Origin of the sequence: Psychrobacter sp. C 20.9 (assembly GCF_001921765.1) — a bacterium.
Taxonomy (GTDB): Bacteria; Pseudomonadota; Gammaproteobacteria; order Pseudomonadales; family Moraxellaceae; genus Psychrobacter; species Psychrobacter piscatorii_B.
Window position 1 is genome coordinate 130,586 of sequence record NZ_MRYC01000010.1, and the last position, 16,751, is coordinate 147,336.

Below are 16,751 nucleotides of genomic sequence, written 5' to 3' on the forward strand. Positions count from 1 at the left end.
TTTCTATAATGACACTAGTATGCTCAAGTAAAGCGCAAAGTAACATTTGAGCTAAGTTTTTATTTAGTATTTAAAATCAAGGGATAGATATGAACTGGCAAAAACGCCTTCTTGAGCAATTAGCGTTAATAGAACCAATCCATTATATTATTCATGATCCAGACAATTTATGCTTTGAACCTACAATATTAGACCTATTCGAACAGGCAGGAGCTGTGTTTTTCTCAGAAACTGACCCGATGGCTTTGAGACTGTGTTATGAGGAATGGCTTGAACATGGTGATCGTAATGCGTTAATTATTAGAGTTGTAGATGGATACCCTGCTGTTCCTTATGATATAGATTCTTCAGCTACTAGGTTAGATTTCGATATAACTGAAGTAATTCCTCAACTAGACAAATTAGTTTTGAGGGCATTAACACCCCAAAACTATGACCAATTGTTAGATGTGGTTAAAATTTATCGAGTTGGTAAGCTCAATCATTTCGATAGTTTGGATTTTGTGCTAAGGCATATATATAAAATTGCCCCTGAAATTATCCAATCTGAAATAGATCTAGTGCGACTGCTTATTCGTAAGCATTATCTAGGTATTGAAATGCCAGAGATGTTCGAAAATAGATTGATCGAAACACTAGGAGCTCGTGAGAACTTCAGTCTCTGGGAGTTTAATAAAATTCTGCCTAATAGGACTGAATTTTTTGAGTTTCTTCAAAGCCAATGGCTTTTATACTTACAGCAAAAGGTAAGTGCTGACAACGTTGAAGATAATGCTTTACCAAAGGATAGGTTAGTCGTTCCCTTTGGTGATCAAGATATAAAATTGTTTATAGATAATTTATTCTCAGATGGCATGCTTAAAGCTATTGAGTTTGAAGGGTTGAAAGAAGGTGATTGGGAGTGGGTTGGTGTTATTACAGAAGATAATTCAAGAGATTATCTGCGATTAAGTTTTTTGTTTTCAAAGTTAACGAAGCAATTCGATAATATGGATAAACCTTTTATAACTGAATTTTGGGAAGGTGTGGCGCGTGATTTAGGAGTGCTAAATGCTTTGTCTTACTCTCTCAAAGGTAGCAATACTACTATTCTAAGCACTGACATAACAAACCTTAATGCGAAAATAGATGAACATTTTGAACTATGGTTACAAGAGAATTTTGGCAGTTTAATTAACACGCCTACTGCAGGCTTTCCTATTATGCTACATAAAGTTCCCGATTGGTTATATCTAAAAGTGAACAATGGCCAAAAAGTGTGTTTGTTAGTAATGGATGGGATGGGTTTCCAGCAATGGACCCAAGTAAAGCAAAGTATTGTTGATATACCTGACATTCGAATTGAGGAAAAAGGAATATTTGTTTGGGTTCCTACGATAACATCTATTTCTAGGCAGGCTCTTTTCTCTGGAAAGCAACCTCGGTCATTTCCAGACTCATTGCTTACTACCTCTAAAGAAAAGGCATTATGGCAAGCGTATTGGGAAGATAAAGAATTAAGTAAGAATGAAGTAACGTACGCGGTTAAAGTTGAAAATAGCAGGGATATTGATTCTTTTAAGGAGCGTTTCCACTCTCCAAAGCTTAAGGTCGCTGGTTTTGTTATCAATTATATTGATGAGCAAATGCATGGTATAAAATCTGGAATGTCAGGATTGAATGCCGCATTAATTGATTGGCTTGATAAATGGCAGTTCGCTTCCAAAATACAAGCACTATTAGATAGCGGTTTCGAAGTCATTATTACTTCAGATCATGGAAATCAAGAAGCCGTAGGTTGTGGATGGCCTAATGAAGGTGTAAAGGCTGAAACCAAAGGTGAACGAGTAAGAATGTATAAAGATAAAGTTGAATATTCGAATGATAAGACAGACGTGTTAGAATGGCCAGCTAAGAAATATGGTTTACCACCTGATATATATCCGCTTGTAAGCAAAGGTCGCCACGCGTTCATTCAAAAAAATAAACTAATTGTTGGACACGGTGGAATCAGTTTGCATGAGGTCATTGTTCCACTAGCTATTGTTACGAGAGATCAGCATGTCAAAGAAAGTTAGCTTTAGTCGTCATATTGAGCTTCAATGGCTGGACTCAGTAGCAAAGTGGGTTGCTGAAGGTAAAGAAAAAAAAGAACTCGAAGAGCAAATTGATTTAATGCTCCTACCTTCTATTAACTGTAAGGTAAATCGAGGAAAAACACGAAACCAGTTAACCAAATTATGGTTTTCCAGTTCTGATAATATTGATTCAACTTTTGAGCAGTTCGCTATTAATACTGTCAAAGATAGCAAACATCCAGATTTTTTGTTGCATTGGGGAATGTTGGTAGCAAAAAATAACTTTTTTGCTGATGTAGTGAGATTTATTGGTCGACGTGAAAAACACTCTGATCCATTTACTTATGCCCAAGCCCAAAAGAAAATCGTTGAGCTATATGGAGATACAGAAACAGTAAAGCGTTCGCTTCGCTCTGTTTTGAAAACACTGATTGACTTTAATGTTCTTGAGCGCAAGAGCAACGGGACTTATAAAGCTCCAAGAGTCGGTCATGATATACCTAGTAATCATAAAAGTTGGCTTCTTCAATCTCTAATGTATAACCAAGATTTTCAAAGCCGATCACTTACTGATTTACTTGATGATCTCGTTTGGTTCCCATTTGTCTTTTCAGTATCGGTAAATGAGCTCGAAACGACTTGGTTTGATCTTCATCAGCAAGGTAATGAGTTGATTCTGTTTAAGAAATAGGAATTAAGTTAGCTATTAAATTTAATTGTAACCCAGAGTTAGACCGGCTAGTAAACCCCACACCCTTTATAATTTGCTAGAAAGTTATAAAGTATGCCTCGATTGCTATGCTAAGCATAATTAATCGCTAGATACTAGTCGATCTAATTCTGATATTATTAAAGAGGATAATTAGTTTTCTATTAATAATGTATATTTGACTAAAGTTAATAATATAACTCAGCTCACTTATTTCAATGATGTCCCATTTTTAAGCATTTCAAGCACTTTATCCTCACCAAGCTGGTCAATCAATGCTTGCAGATTGGTAGTAGAGTCAGCTTTGGTTTGCGCATCTGCTCTAAATTCTGCCGTATCTCTACCTTCACGCAAAGCATCTAAATAGTCCGCCCACTTCTGCATCATATCACTACGATCATCGATGTATTCAAATCGACCATAGGCGGTTCCATTAGGATCTTTCGTCGTATGACCTAATGCCATCTCTACAAGCACAAGCGGATACTTTAAATGCTCTTGTAGGATGGTCTTCGCTGTCGCTCTAAAGCCATGAGCACAATGTATATCTTTATAGCCTAAATCCTTCAAACGCTTATTCGCCGTCGCATCAGATATGATCTGATGCTTTTTTGCCGTCTGGCTAAAAAATACGTATTCAGTATGGCCATTAATTTTATGTTGCTTGCGTAATATGTCCACAGCTTGACGAGGTAGGGGAACAACCATGTCCTTGACCATATTTACCTTGCCTTGTCCTTTCAATGGCTTCAACCGCCACCTGCCAGCCTCTAGGTCTAGATTAGCCCAGCGCATACGTCTTAAATCACCATTGCGAACAAATAGAAGCGCTAATAGCCTAAGGGAATTTATGGTGTTTGGGTCACCTTCTATTGTCTCGATAGCTTTAAGTAATTTAGCCAAGTCCTTCGGTTGAGTAACCGCAGGACGATGACCGTAACTTGACTTAGCCAACTGGCTCTTAATGAGCGCCGCAGGATCACTCGTACAGAAGCCTCGTGCCCCAGCATAGACAAACACATCACTGGCAATGCCAGCACAGCGTTCAGCCTTGTCTGTGGGCTTACCATCCTTGTTTAATGAGTTTGCTTGAATGTCTAACAGCACTTCAAGCATTTTAGGAGAAGTGATATCGCTGATTGGCTCGTCACCAATATATTTGCATATAAGATCAAGACGACCTTTCTTACGAATGAGAGTATTGCTCTTCTGAGTCTGATCTAAACTGTCAAAGTACTCCCAAGCAAAATGATTAAAAGAGTTTTTAGTTTTACTAATAATACTTTTCTTAATTTCTTCACGATGGAGTTTTGGGTCAATACCTTTGCTCAGCAGATCTTCATACTCACGCCAAACTTCACAGGCACGAGCATACGAGATATTTGGATATATACCGATGGAGATAATGCTTTGTTTAGGATTGGAAGGTGGGTAGTATCGATACATCCATGACTTAGTTTCAGTAGGACGCACCATTAAGAATAGTTTGGGATGGTTTTTGATAGGAACGAAGTACTTCTTATCTTCAGGCTTATGGCTGCTGATGCTTCGGTCTGAACTGATCGCTTTTCTTTCCATATCCTAGATCTCCATGAGTAGACTCAAAACTCGGTATACTTGACAGTATACTCAAAGTGCATGGATTAGGATAGATTCATAGGACAGTATGGAACGCCAGATACAACAAAGCCCCTGATATCAGGGGCTTTAGCTGTTCTATAAGGTAGTATAGGACTATGTAATGGTACCCGGAGCCGGACTTGAACCGGCACGCTATTGCTAGCGAGGGATTTTAAATCCCTTGTGTCTACCAATTTCACCACCCGGGCAAAACTTGTGTTATCTAACATGTAAACTAGCTGATAGACTGTCTAGTTACTAGATAAGTGGTCGCTATTATAATCAGTTGAGATAATAATGCAAGCCAAAATTAACGTAAAGTTAATAAATAATTGGAGGCTGGAGTCGGAATCGAACCGGCGTTAACGGAGTTGCAGTCCGCTGCATGACCACTCTGCCATCCAGCCAATCAAGGTGGACTATATTAGCAAAAATATGCCAAATTACAAGTCATTTTTTGGCTAAAAATAGCTTATTTTCTCACTTGTGCTGATTTTAGTGCTTTTTTATGAGTTTTTTGCGTATTCAGGCTCATCAGCGAGCCGGACTCACTGATGAGAGTAATGATCATTGAGTGTGTACTTTTATAATATCTCTTCGTTATTACGTTTGGCTCGTTTGATATCGCGATAAGTCGCGGTACAAATCAATACCAGCACGCCGAGCGTAATGGCTGGCCAAATTAAAATATATAAGCCGTAGATAAAGACGTTGTCCATGATATCTCCTTATAGTATTTATGAAGGGTTGCCTGTGCAGCGGGTCACATATTGACCAACTGCTAAACCCGCAAGCGGTGCTCGCTACCTGTGTTTATGAAAGCTCAGAGGTCGATGCCTTGGCTTTTTTATCATAATCGCCGACACGTTGATTGATTAAAGCAAAATCAAAGTGTTCATCACCCATGAGGCTAACGATGATACAAACAATGGTGCTGGCACCATAGGCTGTTAGTGAGGCCAGTAGTACCATGTACTGACGTAAGAAGCCTGTGGCAAAAATGAGCATCAGTACCAGCGTTATCGCTGCCGCTACCATGCCGATTTTACGACCCAAAAAGCCAAAGACCATCAGTCCAATCACGACTGCGGCGCCCACACTGGCCAGTATTTCAAAGAAAAGGGCAGTAAAGCCTGTCATTGGTAGCAGCTCAAAGCGTACCACACAGAATAGCAGCAGGCCGATGATGACTGCCGAGGTAAAGGCGGCATTGGTCACGCGGTTCCAAAACACACTGGCGATGACCGGAAAAACAATCGCGCCCCACAGCGCCCCTACAAAGACCAACATCACCAAGATATCTAGCTTAAAGCTGGCAAAGATCAGTCCGGCAGCGGTGGCGATAATCATCGTGCTACGACCAACGAGCATCATCGTTTTAGGCTTGACGCGGCCTTTGGCAATGTTCTTGCCATACACATCCGCCATCATAATGGTCGATAAGGCCGACAAATCCGAATCAGCTGTCGATGATAGTGAGCCAATGACTAAGATAAAGAATAGGGCGATAAATACAGGGTGCAAGTAAGTGCTGACCATCTGCGGGATGAGGTTGTTCATATTGCCATCTAGTGGCTCGATACCGATGGTCAAAGCCATCAATCCGATCATACCAAGACCGATGACGATGCCAGCATAGCCGACCGTGGCGGTAATAAAGGTCTGTTTAATCTTAGTCTTATCGATCGCAAACAAGCGCTGCGTGATGGTTTGGTTACCAATCGCATAAGCAAGTACAGCGACAAAATAGGGCGCTCCTTGCTGAAAAAACGCTTCGGATGAAAAGAAATCCTGCTGTTCAAGCGTGAGGTTAGAGAGGCCATCGACCATGACTTGTGGCCCACCCATCGCAAACAGTACCGCTGGAATAATGACAATACCGATGGCCATCAAAGCGACCAATTGCGCAAAGTCTGTAAAGACGGAAGCACGAAACCCTGAGGTTAGGGTGTAGCTTAGCACCCCGATACCTGCAATCATGACACCCGTCTGAAACGATAATGGCGATAATACCGACACCAACGCCCCAGCTGCAGTAAAGTTGACCATCAAGCTAATTAAGCTGCCCATAAGGTTGGATATGGCTAAAATTAATTGGCTTGATGAGCCATGGCGGGCGTGGATAAGCTCACCTAAGGTATGACCATCGGGTGCAAGCTCACGAAAGCGCATACCAAAAGGATAGATGAATAAGATCATCAGCGCGCCCCAAAAGCCGTAATGTATCGGCCCTGATACGCCATACTTGTAGCCAGAGGTCGCCGCCGCATAAAACGATGCCGCCCAAATCCAAGTAGCGGTCATACTAGCAGCACCCATGCCAAAGCCGACGCCGTGGCCTGCCACCATAAATCCTGAAGTGGTTTCTTTGTCTTTTTTGATCAGCAATGACAACAAATACGTGCCGCCATAAAACGCTAACAACAATAAAATAATGGTTAACGATGAAAATTGGAACAGTGACTCAGTTTTCAAATTCATACCTCGCGATTATTTTACATAAATAAAAGTTTAATAGTATAACTTTATCCAAAACTGTTAAGAATACAATAAAGCCCATAAAATTCTTATGTAGAGGCATCACACAGTGCTAACAGTTGGCCTTCATAAAAAGCGGTCAGCGCCGACCCAAATGCAGCACGCTGGCGCACTTGGTGTTTTAAGAGTAGATCCTGCAAGCTGTAAATGACAACTGCCCATTGACATCATGTCGGTCACTCACTGTTGTACGTCATTTGAAAAAATCACATGCAACAGTGAGCCACATCTCACAAAAATCGCAGGGCAGTCATCAGCATGCGTCTGTTGATGGACTATCCATCACGCTGTCAAGTGGTCATACTTGATAGTAGCTGGCTGCTATAGAGTGCTGACAAGGCAGGTATCTACAGCAAAATTATGGATAAGCACTCAGCCATCTGCTGATGACGGTGCTAAGTGTAGACAGCTTTATCGGCTAATATGTATAGCCGGCTGAAATACACCCAAGCATGAGCGAATTTTTGCCCATGATTAGGTAATTGACGCATTACCTGTAGTTAAGTATCAAACACGCTACAGCCCTGATGCGTCGCACCATAGGCTCGGTATTTATAAATAAAACTACAGCTATGTTAACTATGTGTAACATACTCGTGCACTAAGGGTACCCTATTCTGCCGTGAAGCTCAAATCTATCGGTCAGTTATCTGTCATAAATGACCAAAAGGCAGAGGCAGACCTCAAGAAAAATGGCATTGACAAATGGGGTTTATGAAAAGGTGTTTGTGAGGGTATCAATAAGGCTAACGTATTGAATGGTGGCAGTATTAAATGATCAATGTGAGGGTATCAAAGTAAACGGATCGGTGATAACGACAGGATTTAGAAAATGTGGTTAGGCAATACTCATCAAATACCAGTGTAGTAGGTGACTCTATTGTCACGCAAAAAACCAGCCAGCCCCAAACCATAGCGCTGGGCGACCCGTACGGCCGTACTGGTGGGAGCAGACATGCCAACGAGCCAAGGGATACGCCCACGAATCGATTTTTGTACCAGCTCGATAGACAAGCGTGAGGTCATCAGCACACAGTCTGCCTCTCGCTTGTTGCGCAGCTGCCAACCGATTAATTTGTCGAGTGCATTGTGACGGCCAACATCTTCAAACAAATACAGCTGCTCGTCATGCAGGGTCGCTGCTGCATGCACAGCTCCTGTCAGTTGGTGTGTATGCTGTGTGGCATCTACTTGCTGACGTAGTGCTAATAGATACTCAAGGCTTGGCACGGGTGCCTTATAGCTATGCATGTTTGCTTGTGAGTAGTGGCTCAAGTCGGGCAATGCCTGTGTCAGCCCCGTGATACCGCACATACCGCAGCCTGTACGCCCCGCCAGTTGGCGCTTTTGGGCTTGGATGCGCTGATGGCAGCGTTGGTTTATCACCAGCTCTACGACATAGATATCATAATCTTGAAATTGCTCTAAGCGTTGCTCAATGGAGGCGGATTCAAGATCGCCATCGTTTAAGGATTGAGCAAAATTTTGGTAGCTGGCAATATCTGTAAGATGTGTCACTTCCCAATCAAGCAACTCATGACTGTGCTGAATCAAGCCCTCGCTAAATAAGAACCCAACAGCCAAATACTCTAGTTGGTAAGGGCTGGCCATCAGTACCGCATAATGAATCCCATTAATAACGATTGATACCGCTGCCTCTACTGCCAAACTGGTGGTTTGAGACTCAACACAGCTTTGAGGTATATCGGCTCCATGAGCCTTGTCCGATGGATAATAATGCTTCTGTGCTAAATGTTTGCGAGCGAGCATTGTCTCGGCTGCGCCATTATCATTATCCTCAGATATCTCAGTCATAATCACTCTAGTTTCAGTTGTCTCTGCCATCATAGCCATTTTGCTAGAGGACTCACTTTGCTCAAAATTACTTTCAGTGATCATCACCACTTATACAGGTTCGACTGTCTGAACACTTGTATTCACACGCTCTAAGATCACGGTCGTCGATTTGTATGCTGGGATATGAGAGTCTGGCGCATGGGTATCCAAATCAAACAGGTCGTTACATTCAGGATAATAGGCGGCGACGGCATTGGCGGCGATATCCATCTCAGTCAATATGAGCGGCCCTAGTACGCGCGGCTTGTTTTTATACGCTGTGTGGCTTGAGCTGCTGGCGTGCCGCGATACCATCACCTGATCTCCTTTTTGCCAGCCTAGGCGGCTCATCTCATCTGGATGCATAAATAGCACGTCGCGGCGATTGGTCTGGCGATAGCGGTCTTTAAACCCGAATATCATGGTATTAAATTGATCGTGACTACGGACACTGGTCAATTGCCAAACCTTTTGCGTTGTGTCCTCATGATCAATGTCATGTGTATCCGCCATTTGGGCAGCGACATAAGTGATAGGGTATTGTGGTACTTCAAACTGAGCTTTACCGCTTGCGGTGTTCCATACACGATGGCGAGCCGCATGATACAAATGAAACCCGCGCTCGGCTGCCCGAATGCGCGTGTTGAAGTTCTCAAAGCCGTCAATCGCTTGGGCGATATAGTCGCGAATGAGATCGAAGTCGGCACTCATCGCCTGCCAAGGAATGTCGGTATCAGTCTTGAGCACATGCGTGGCGATATCGGCGACGATCTGCGCCTCGGATTTGAGCGCGTCGCTGACTGGTGTTAGGGTGCCTTGCGTTGGGACAATCTGACACATAGAGTCTTCGATGGTGGCAAACTGCTTACCTTTGGCCGTCACGATACGCTCAGTACGCCCTAGACAAGGCAGTATTAGATTGTGCACCCCGGGGTAGAGCATAGTTTCATTGAGCTTGGTGCCCACAAATATATTGAGCTGTGTGGTGGTGAGTGCTTGCTCGATAGCGCTGGTATCGGGGGCGGCCACGGCATAGTTACCGCCCATACTCATAAAGACTTTTAGCTTACCTGCGATCAATGCTTTGGCACCTGTCACCACATCAAAGCCTGCTGCTTGCGGCATTGGGCGCTTAAAGACGCGCGCTAGACTATCGAGTAGCTTTTGCGCTGGGCGTTCATGGATACCCATGGTGCGATCGCCTTGTACGTTAGAGTGTCCACGCACAGGAGATGCGCCTGCGCCCTCAATGCCAATCATACCCATCAATAATAATAGGTTGGTAATCATCGCTACATTGTCATCGCCTTGTACATGCTGAGTGATGCCCATGCCCCATGTGCAAATGGTCGCTGGACTATCGGCGACCAACTTAGCAAGCCTGATAATCTCTGTCTGAGCGATACCGCAGCCTTGCTCGATATCCGTCCATGATTGCTCGGTCAGCCATTGTTTTAATGGTTCGAACCCTGAGGTATGAGTGGTAATAAAATCATGGTTGATTCTATCATTTTCAATCAGCCATTTGGCAATACCCGTTAGCAGCGCTGCATCGCCGCCTATTTGGATTTGCACGACTTCATCGATCATGGTATCGCTTTGGCCTGCTGCCATATGCGTGGGTTTTTGTGGGTTTCGAAACTTACTCAAGCCTTGCTCGCGCATGGGGTTTATCGAGAGGATTTGGCAGCCTTGCTCATGGGCATGAGCGAGCATCTCGAGCATGCGCGGATGGTTGGTGGCAGGGTTTTGACCAAACATCAATATGAGCTTGGCTTGCTCAAAATCTTCTAGCATGACTGTCGCTTTGCCGACGCCTAGCTGTTTACCGAGCATCACTGAGGTCGGCTCATGGCACATGTTCGAGCAGTCAGGCAGATTGTTGGTGCCAAAGCTGCGAACAAACAGCTGATACATAAAGGCCGGCTCGTTGGTCACGCGCCCTGAGGTATAAAATAACGCCTCATCTGGTGAGTCAAGTTGACCTAATTGCTCAGCGATACACTGATAAGCGGCCTCCCAAGAAATCGGTACATAGCGATCTTGTGCGGCATTATAGTACATCGGTTCTGACAAACGACCACTATGCTCAAGTTCGTAGCCAGACCATCCTTGTAACTCGGTCACGGTATGCCTTGCAAAAAAATCAGCGTCTGCTTTTTGTGTCATGGTCTCACTGGCAATGACCTTGATTCCGTTCTCACAGACATTAATGGTCTTGTGTGATTTATGGTCAGGCCATGCACAGCCAGGGCAGTCAAATCCGCCTTGAGGTTGATTGCTTTTAAGCACGCTAAGACCACCCCGTAAAAACGTTTGATAGTCCATCAATTTTTGAGTCGAGGAGATCAGCGCAGGCCAACCAGCAGCAGGGTGGGAGTAGATAGGAATTTTGCGCATGACAGACCTCTTAGATAGATGACAATAGCGAAGCACTGATAGAAAACAACTATATAATGGTCAACAGAAACTTCATATGATCATTAACTATAGATAACAAAAAACCTTCAAGAAACATCAATTTTCTTAAAGGTTTTAGGAGCAGCTAAAACAGTTATATCTGCTACATAAAATTCATAAGTTGGAAAATATTAGCTTAAAATCAAGCTATCGTCTTCAACCTTTTCACCGCGTGTTTGCTCGAACATATCTAACAAATCGTGTACGGTCATGCCTTTACGAATGTCTCCAGACACGTCCAAGACCACTTGCCCTTGGTGTAGCATCACGGTGCGCGTACCATGTGCCAATGCTTGTTGCATAGAGTGCGTCACCATCATGGTGGTGAGCTTGTTGTCTGTGACAATTTTATCTGTCAATTCTAAAACAAAGGCGGCAGTCTTTGGATCAAGAGCCGCAGTATGCTCATCGAGCAATAAAATCTTAGAGGGCTGTAGCGATGCCATCAGCAGACTCACCGCTTGACGTTGACCACCAGAGAGCAACCCCATACGGTCTGTCAGACGATTCTCTAGACCCAGTTTTAACACAGACAGTTTTTCTCGAAACAAGTCACGGTTGCTTTGATTTAGTGCAAACTTCAAGCCGCGCTTGCCGCCACGTTTATAGGCCAAGGCCATGTTTTCTTCGATCGTCAGCGCTTCACAAGTACCTGCCATCGGATCCTGAAAAACACGAGCGACCCAGTGTGCACGTTGATGGGCGGATTTTTTGGTGACATCAATGCCATTTAGCAAGATTGAACCACTATCGACGCGCGTGGTACCGCTTACTGCGTTCAAAAAAGTCGATTTACCTGCACCATTTGTACCAATAACAGTGACGAACTCACCATCAGCGATATTCAAACTAATACCACGTAGGGCAGGGTTTTCGATAGGTGTGCCTGGATTAAAGGTCAACTGTAAATCGGTGGCTTGCATCATAATCGTTATTCCTTATTATCTCTTCGGGCAAAGCAAGTGCTGTTGGTACTTGCTTAAACTGTCATTAGGCGCGAACTTTGCGTGATAAAAACTTCGTTTTGGCTTTTGGTAAGACCAAAGCCAGTACCACGAGTAACGCGGTAATTAAGTTCAAATCTTGCGGGCCAAAGCCGATACTACGTAGCGTATCGCTCGATAGTGCGACCTGAATAAACAGCTTGTACAATACTGCACCGACCACAACCGCAAAGGTAATTAACCAAATACGTTTGGCAGGAATGATGGTCTCACCAATAATAACGGCTGCCAGACCAATAACGATGGTACCAATACCGATAGAGATGTCAGCGCCGCCTTGGGTTTGTACAAATAGCGCACCCGCTAAGGCAATCAAGCCGTTAGAGATCGCCATACCGATGATGGTCATCCATGAGGTATTGATACCTTGCGCCTGTGCCATTCTGAGATTTGAGCCTGTCGCACGCATCGACAGACCAGTCTCGGTGCTATAGAACCAATTCAAAAATAACATAGCAATCGCCACGACCACACCGATAATCAGACAGCGCATCCAATAGCCATTGCCATTAGTCACTAAGGTACTAAATACCGTCGTTTCACCAAGTAGCGGTAGGTTTGGGGCGCCCATGATGCGTAGGTTGACAGAATATAGGGCAACCATCACCAAGATACTGGCAAGCAATTGTAGGATGCCAAGTTTGACGTGCAGCCATGCAGTAACGATACCGGCGATTGAGCCTGCTAGCATACCAAAAGCACAAGCGAGCCAAGGATTAATCCCAGCAACGATAGAGATACCAGCGACCGCGCCACCTAACGGAAAGCTACCGTCCGCTGTCAAGTCAGGGAAGTCGAGTGTACGAAATGAGATCAGCACACCGAGTGCGACGAGGCCATAGATCAGACCACTTTCAAGCGCACCAAAAAAAGCAATTAAAGACATAAGAGATCAGTAAGTCATAACTCAGTGTCTAGCGTATGGAACCAAGATAGGTGAGTGGCAAGCGCCAAAACCTTCTACATGCTAAACAGCTAAGCGGTGAATTTAACAGATTAAGCAATCTGCGGTTAGGGTAAACCAAAACAGGTCACGATTAACAACGATCATAAGTTACCTTGGTTTAAAGCGCTGATTCAAGCAACGGCAATATCCAATACAGCAAAAATGTATTTTACTTAACAAGTATCAGATAAGCCATAAGCTAACTACAGCAATATATGAAACAAGCTATTTAAACAGGTTCTGCTGAAACAAGAAGCCCAGCCTACTGACTCATAGCTGGGTTTCTTGTCAAACATTTAGCATGACAGCACAAAAGCGCAATCACTGATTCATACTATGATTTTGCTCATGGCTGCTATGGTAAACCAAATAAAAAGGTGCGTTATTCTACCACTTCTTTTGCTTTATCGATAACTGCTTGTGACAAAGTAATGCCTTCTTCTTCAGCATGTTTTGGGCTGACATACAGGTTAAGCGCTTGTGGGGTGTAAACAGGGATAGCGCCTGCTTTTTCACCATTCAAGATACGAACAACGATTTTACCCGTTTCACGGCCAAGCTCATAATAATCTACGCCTAATGCTGCAACCGCACCGCGCTCAACTGAGCTGGTATCTGAGGCGATCAGTGGAATCTTGCTTTCTTTGGCGATTTGATAGAGTGACTCGTAAGCGGATACCACGTTATTGTCTGTTGAGGTGTAGATCATATCGACCTTACCTTCTAGGCTGCGTGCTGCCATTGCGATGTCATTACTACGCTGTGCTGGTGCTTCAAGCACGTTGATGCCAAGCGGTGTCAATTTCTCTTTTAGATTTTGTAAGATAATCGTTGAGTTGACTTCACCTGGACTATAGACATAACCGACATTTTTTAATGATGGAATGATTTGACGCATCAAGTCGATTTGTGGCTCGTACGGTAGGGCATCTGATGCGCCTGTAACATTGGTGCCAGAGCCGTCCAAACTTGGCACTAGCTTGGCAGCGACTGGATCAGTCACCGCAGAGAATACCAGTGGAATGCTGCTCGTTGAGGCGGCCACAGACTGTGCAGATGGGGTAGCAATCGCCACGATCACATCTGGATCATCAGCGACGAACTGTTTGGCAATCTGACCGGCTGTCGCAGTGTTACCTTGTGCGCTTTGGAAGTTGACCGTTAGGTTTTCACCATCTTTGAATCCTGCTTCGTTTAACTCATCGATCACGCCTTTGCGAACATCATCAAGTGCTGGATGTTCAACGATAGCAGTGATAGCAACAGTTTTCATTTCGGTAGCAGTATCGCCAGTAGACGCAGTATCAGTCGTGCTAGTATCTTGGGATGATTGATTACAACCCGTTAAGATAGCAGTGCATACACCGCCTAGTAGTAACGCTTTGCCAAAATTAAAACGATTTTGATACAACATGGGTCTCACTCCTAAAAGTAATAATGTTTCCGTACATTATTAATAGATGGGTAAAAGGGTAAAGCGAGCCACTTATGATGGCTACAGGGTATTTTTCAGTATTACTATTCAGCACTATTTATTTTATTCGTGCTATTTGTTATCAGTGCTTTGCGCTTGTTCATCAACATTGATGCCATTTTTTAGCAACTCTGCTGGCAAACTAACGCCTTGGGTTTTGGCATGCTTAGGGCTGATATATAAGGTTAGATCGTTCATGACGGCAGGTTCAATGGTATTGATCGCCTCGCCATTTAATACGCGGTACACCATCTTGCCTGTAGTACGGCCAAAGTCATAATCATTAACGCCAAGAGCAGCTGCCGCGCCGCGCTTCACGCTAAACTCATCCGATGCAACAATAGGGAGTTTCAACTCGTTTGCTGCTTGAGTCATAGCCTCAAAAGCAGAGGCGACGTTGTTGTCAAACGAGGTATAAATGATATCTGCGCGTCCTTGTAGGCTACGGGTTGCCATACCGATATCGGTTGGACGATTGGCAGGTATATCTAACAATGTCAGACCTCGTGCTGGCAGGGCTTGTTTTAGACTATCACGCAATGACACTGAGTTTGCTTCGCCTGGGCTGTAGACATAACCGATTGTTTTCATCTCAGGCTTTATTTGTTGTAGTAAATCTAACTGCGGCTCTAGTGGTAATTGACTTGATAATCCCGTCAAATTGCTTTGAAAAGGCTTGCCATCTTCATTGATGAGCTTAGCGCCTAGTGGATCTGATACGGCCGTATAAATGATAGGAATAGTAGTGGTCGCAGCGACAATCGACTGGGCCGATGGCGTCGAGATAGCGACGATGGCGTCCGGATTGTCTCCTGCAAACTGCTTAGCAATCTGTCCTGCTGTCGCTGTATTGCCCTGTGCACTTTGGAAGTTGACCGTTAGGTTTTGGCCTTCGACATAACCATTGTCTGCCAGCTCATCAATAATACCGCGGCGCATATCATCCAATGATGGATGCTCAACGATTTGGGTAATCGCAATAGATTTGGCAGGTTTTTCTACATCTGCAGCAGAGCTATTTTCAGTAGTGGCGGCTGTGTCAGTAGAGGAGTTCGAGCAGCCTATCAGGCCAAGTGTGCTAATGGCACTAAGAGCAACGCCATATAGGCTTAAGCGTAGAGTAGAAGCAATAGTCATTATTAGGATAACTCATAGGTTATATCAATCATAAAAACCAAGTGAGTACTGCCAGATTGGTTAAGCCTGCTAGTAGCAATGCTCAAATGATCTGTTTGGTTCTCTTTGGTTTTAAAAAAGATATTGGAGAATGCAGATTAGCCAAGTCAATACTATGTTGATGCCAAAATAGCAGGCTAACCATTAAATAAAGTAATCGTTCCGTCGATTATTATGTTCATATTATGACAGCAATGTAAGTTATCGCAATAAAAAATTAAGGCGCTTTCGTCATAGGTGTATTTAGTAAGAATAACGGGCATTATCTTAAATATTGTTTTGAGCATTGCCATAAGCGTGGACGTGAGCGTTTGACCACAAAAACACACCCCTTAACGCCTTTTTTTAGAGCCTTTCCCAAACTTTGTGTAACTGCTTATAATCCACTAACAGGAGAATAAGCAATGACTAACCAATCTGATATCAAGAAACTGGCCGAGCAAATGGCTGGCAGCATGAACAGCTTTGATGACATCAAAGACTTTCAAAAGCAGCTCATGCAATCTTTTATCGACACTGCCCTTGAAGCCGAGATGGAAGATCATCTCGGCTATCCTAAGCATGAAAAAGCCGATAAACCTAACAAGCGCAATGGCCACACTAAAAAGACCGTCCGCAGTGACACAGGCGATCTTGAGATATCTACCCCAAGAGACCGTGATGGTGACTTTGAACCTACACTTGTGTGCAAGCATCAAACCCGTATCTCAGGGCTTGATGATAAAATCATATTTCTTTACGCCAAGGGCCAAACCACCACCGAGATTGTAGAGAGCATTAAAGAGCTCTACGATGTCGATATCTCAAGTAGCTTGGTTTCAAGAGTCACTGACAACATCTTAGAGGACATCACTGCATGGCAGAACCGGCCGTTAAGCAGTGTTTATCCTATTGTCTATTTAGACTGTATTGTCGTCAAAGTACGTCAAGA

Annotated in this window: 12 protein-coding genes and 2 tRNA genes; 3 read left to right on the forward strand and 11 right to left on the reverse strand. The window is 43.9% G+C overall.

Features of this window, described 5'->3' with window-relative positions; genetic code table 11:
• Positions 1-89: 89 nt before the first annotated feature.
• Both pglZ and BTW00_RS08565 read left to right on the forward strand, forming a co-directional pair.
• Positions 90-2,057, forward strand: coding sequence for a BREX-3 system phosphatase PglZ (gene pglZ, locus BTW00_RS08560; protein WP_075107052.1), 1,968 nt, complete (start codon positions 90-92; stop codon positions 2,055-2,057).
• Complete coding sequence (locus BTW00_RS08565) at positions 2,041-2,748, forward strand: hypothetical protein (protein ID WP_075107053.1); 708 nt, start codon at positions 2,041-2,043, stop codon at positions 2,746-2,748. The genes pglZ and BTW00_RS08565 overlap by 17 nt, the downstream gene beginning before the upstream one ends.
• 228 nt (positions 2,749-2,976) lie before the next feature.
• On the opposite strand, the gene BTW00_RS08570 is transcribed toward BTW00_RS08565, so the two are convergent.
• The 11 genes from BTW00_RS08570 to BTW00_RS08615 form a co-directional block, all read right to left on the reverse strand.
• A complete protein-coding gene (locus BTW00_RS08570; RefSeq protein WP_075107054.1) occupies positions 2,977-4,344 on the reverse strand; it encodes a tyrosine-type recombinase/integrase in 1,368 nt (455 codons plus the stop codon).
• 164 nt (positions 4,345-4,508) lie between these two features.
• Positions 4,509-4,595, reverse strand: a tRNA-Leu gene (locus BTW00_RS08575).
• Between the two features lie 124 nt (positions 4,596-4,719).
• Positions 4,720-4,793 (reverse strand) — tRNA-Cys (locus BTW00_RS08580).
• A gap of 177 nt (positions 4,794-4,970) precedes the next feature.
• Positions 4,971-5,105 carry a putative transporter small subunit gene (locus BTW00_RS14105; protein ID WP_208855952.1) on the reverse strand — a complete coding sequence of 45 codons (135 nt, stop codon included), beginning with the start codon at positions 5,103-5,105 and terminating at the stop codon, positions 4,971-4,973.
• A 94-nt stretch (positions 5,106-5,199) separates the two neighbouring features.
• A complete protein-coding gene (locus BTW00_RS08585; protein ID WP_075101635.1) occupies positions 5,200-6,867 on the reverse strand; it encodes a sodium:solute symporter family protein in 1,668 nt (555 codons plus the stop codon).
• A 909-nt stretch (positions 6,868-7,776) separates the two neighbouring features.
• Complete coding sequence (locus tag BTW00_RS08590; protein ID WP_058024218.1) at positions 7,777-8,739, reverse strand: formate dehydrogenase accessory sulfurtransferase FdhD; 963 nt, start codon at positions 8,737-8,739, stop codon at positions 7,777-7,779.
• A gap of 90 nt (positions 8,740-8,829) precedes the next feature.
• Entirely contained in the window at positions 8,830-11,160 is a 2,331-nt protein-coding gene (locus BTW00_RS08595; protein WP_075107055.1) for an FdhF/YdeP family oxidoreductase, read from the reverse strand.
• Between the two features lie 191 nt (positions 11,161-11,351).
• A complete protein-coding gene (locus tag BTW00_RS08600; RefSeq protein WP_075107056.1) occupies positions 11,352-12,146 on the reverse strand; it encodes an ABC transporter ATP-binding protein in 795 nt (264 codons plus the stop codon).
• A gap of 64 nt (positions 12,147-12,210) precedes the next feature.
• The gene (locus tag BTW00_RS08605; protein ID WP_075107057.1) at positions 12,211-13,110 is read right to left on the reverse strand and encodes an ABC transporter permease; all 900 of its coding nucleotides are present in this window, start codon (positions 13,108-13,110) and stop codon (positions 12,211-12,213) included.
• Between the two features lie 442 nt (positions 13,111-13,552).
• Positions 13,553-14,584, reverse strand: coding sequence for an ABC transporter substrate-binding protein (locus BTW00_RS08610; RefSeq protein ID WP_075107058.1), 1,032 nt, complete (start codon positions 14,582-14,584; stop codon positions 13,553-13,555).
• 132 nt (positions 14,585-14,716) lie between these two features.
• Positions 14,717-15,781 (reverse strand): ABC transporter substrate-binding protein, encoded by a 1,065-nt coding sequence (locus tag BTW00_RS08615; RefSeq protein ID WP_075107059.1) that lies wholly within the window; start codon positions 15,779-15,781, stop codon positions 14,717-14,719.
• 443 nt (positions 15,782-16,224) lie between these two features.
• On the opposite strand from BTW00_RS08615, the gene BTW00_RS08620 reads away from it, so the two are divergent.
• The coding region (locus BTW00_RS08620) for a transposase (RefSeq protein WP_178379279.1) at positions 16,225-16,751 on the forward strand (527 nt) is incomplete at its 3' end.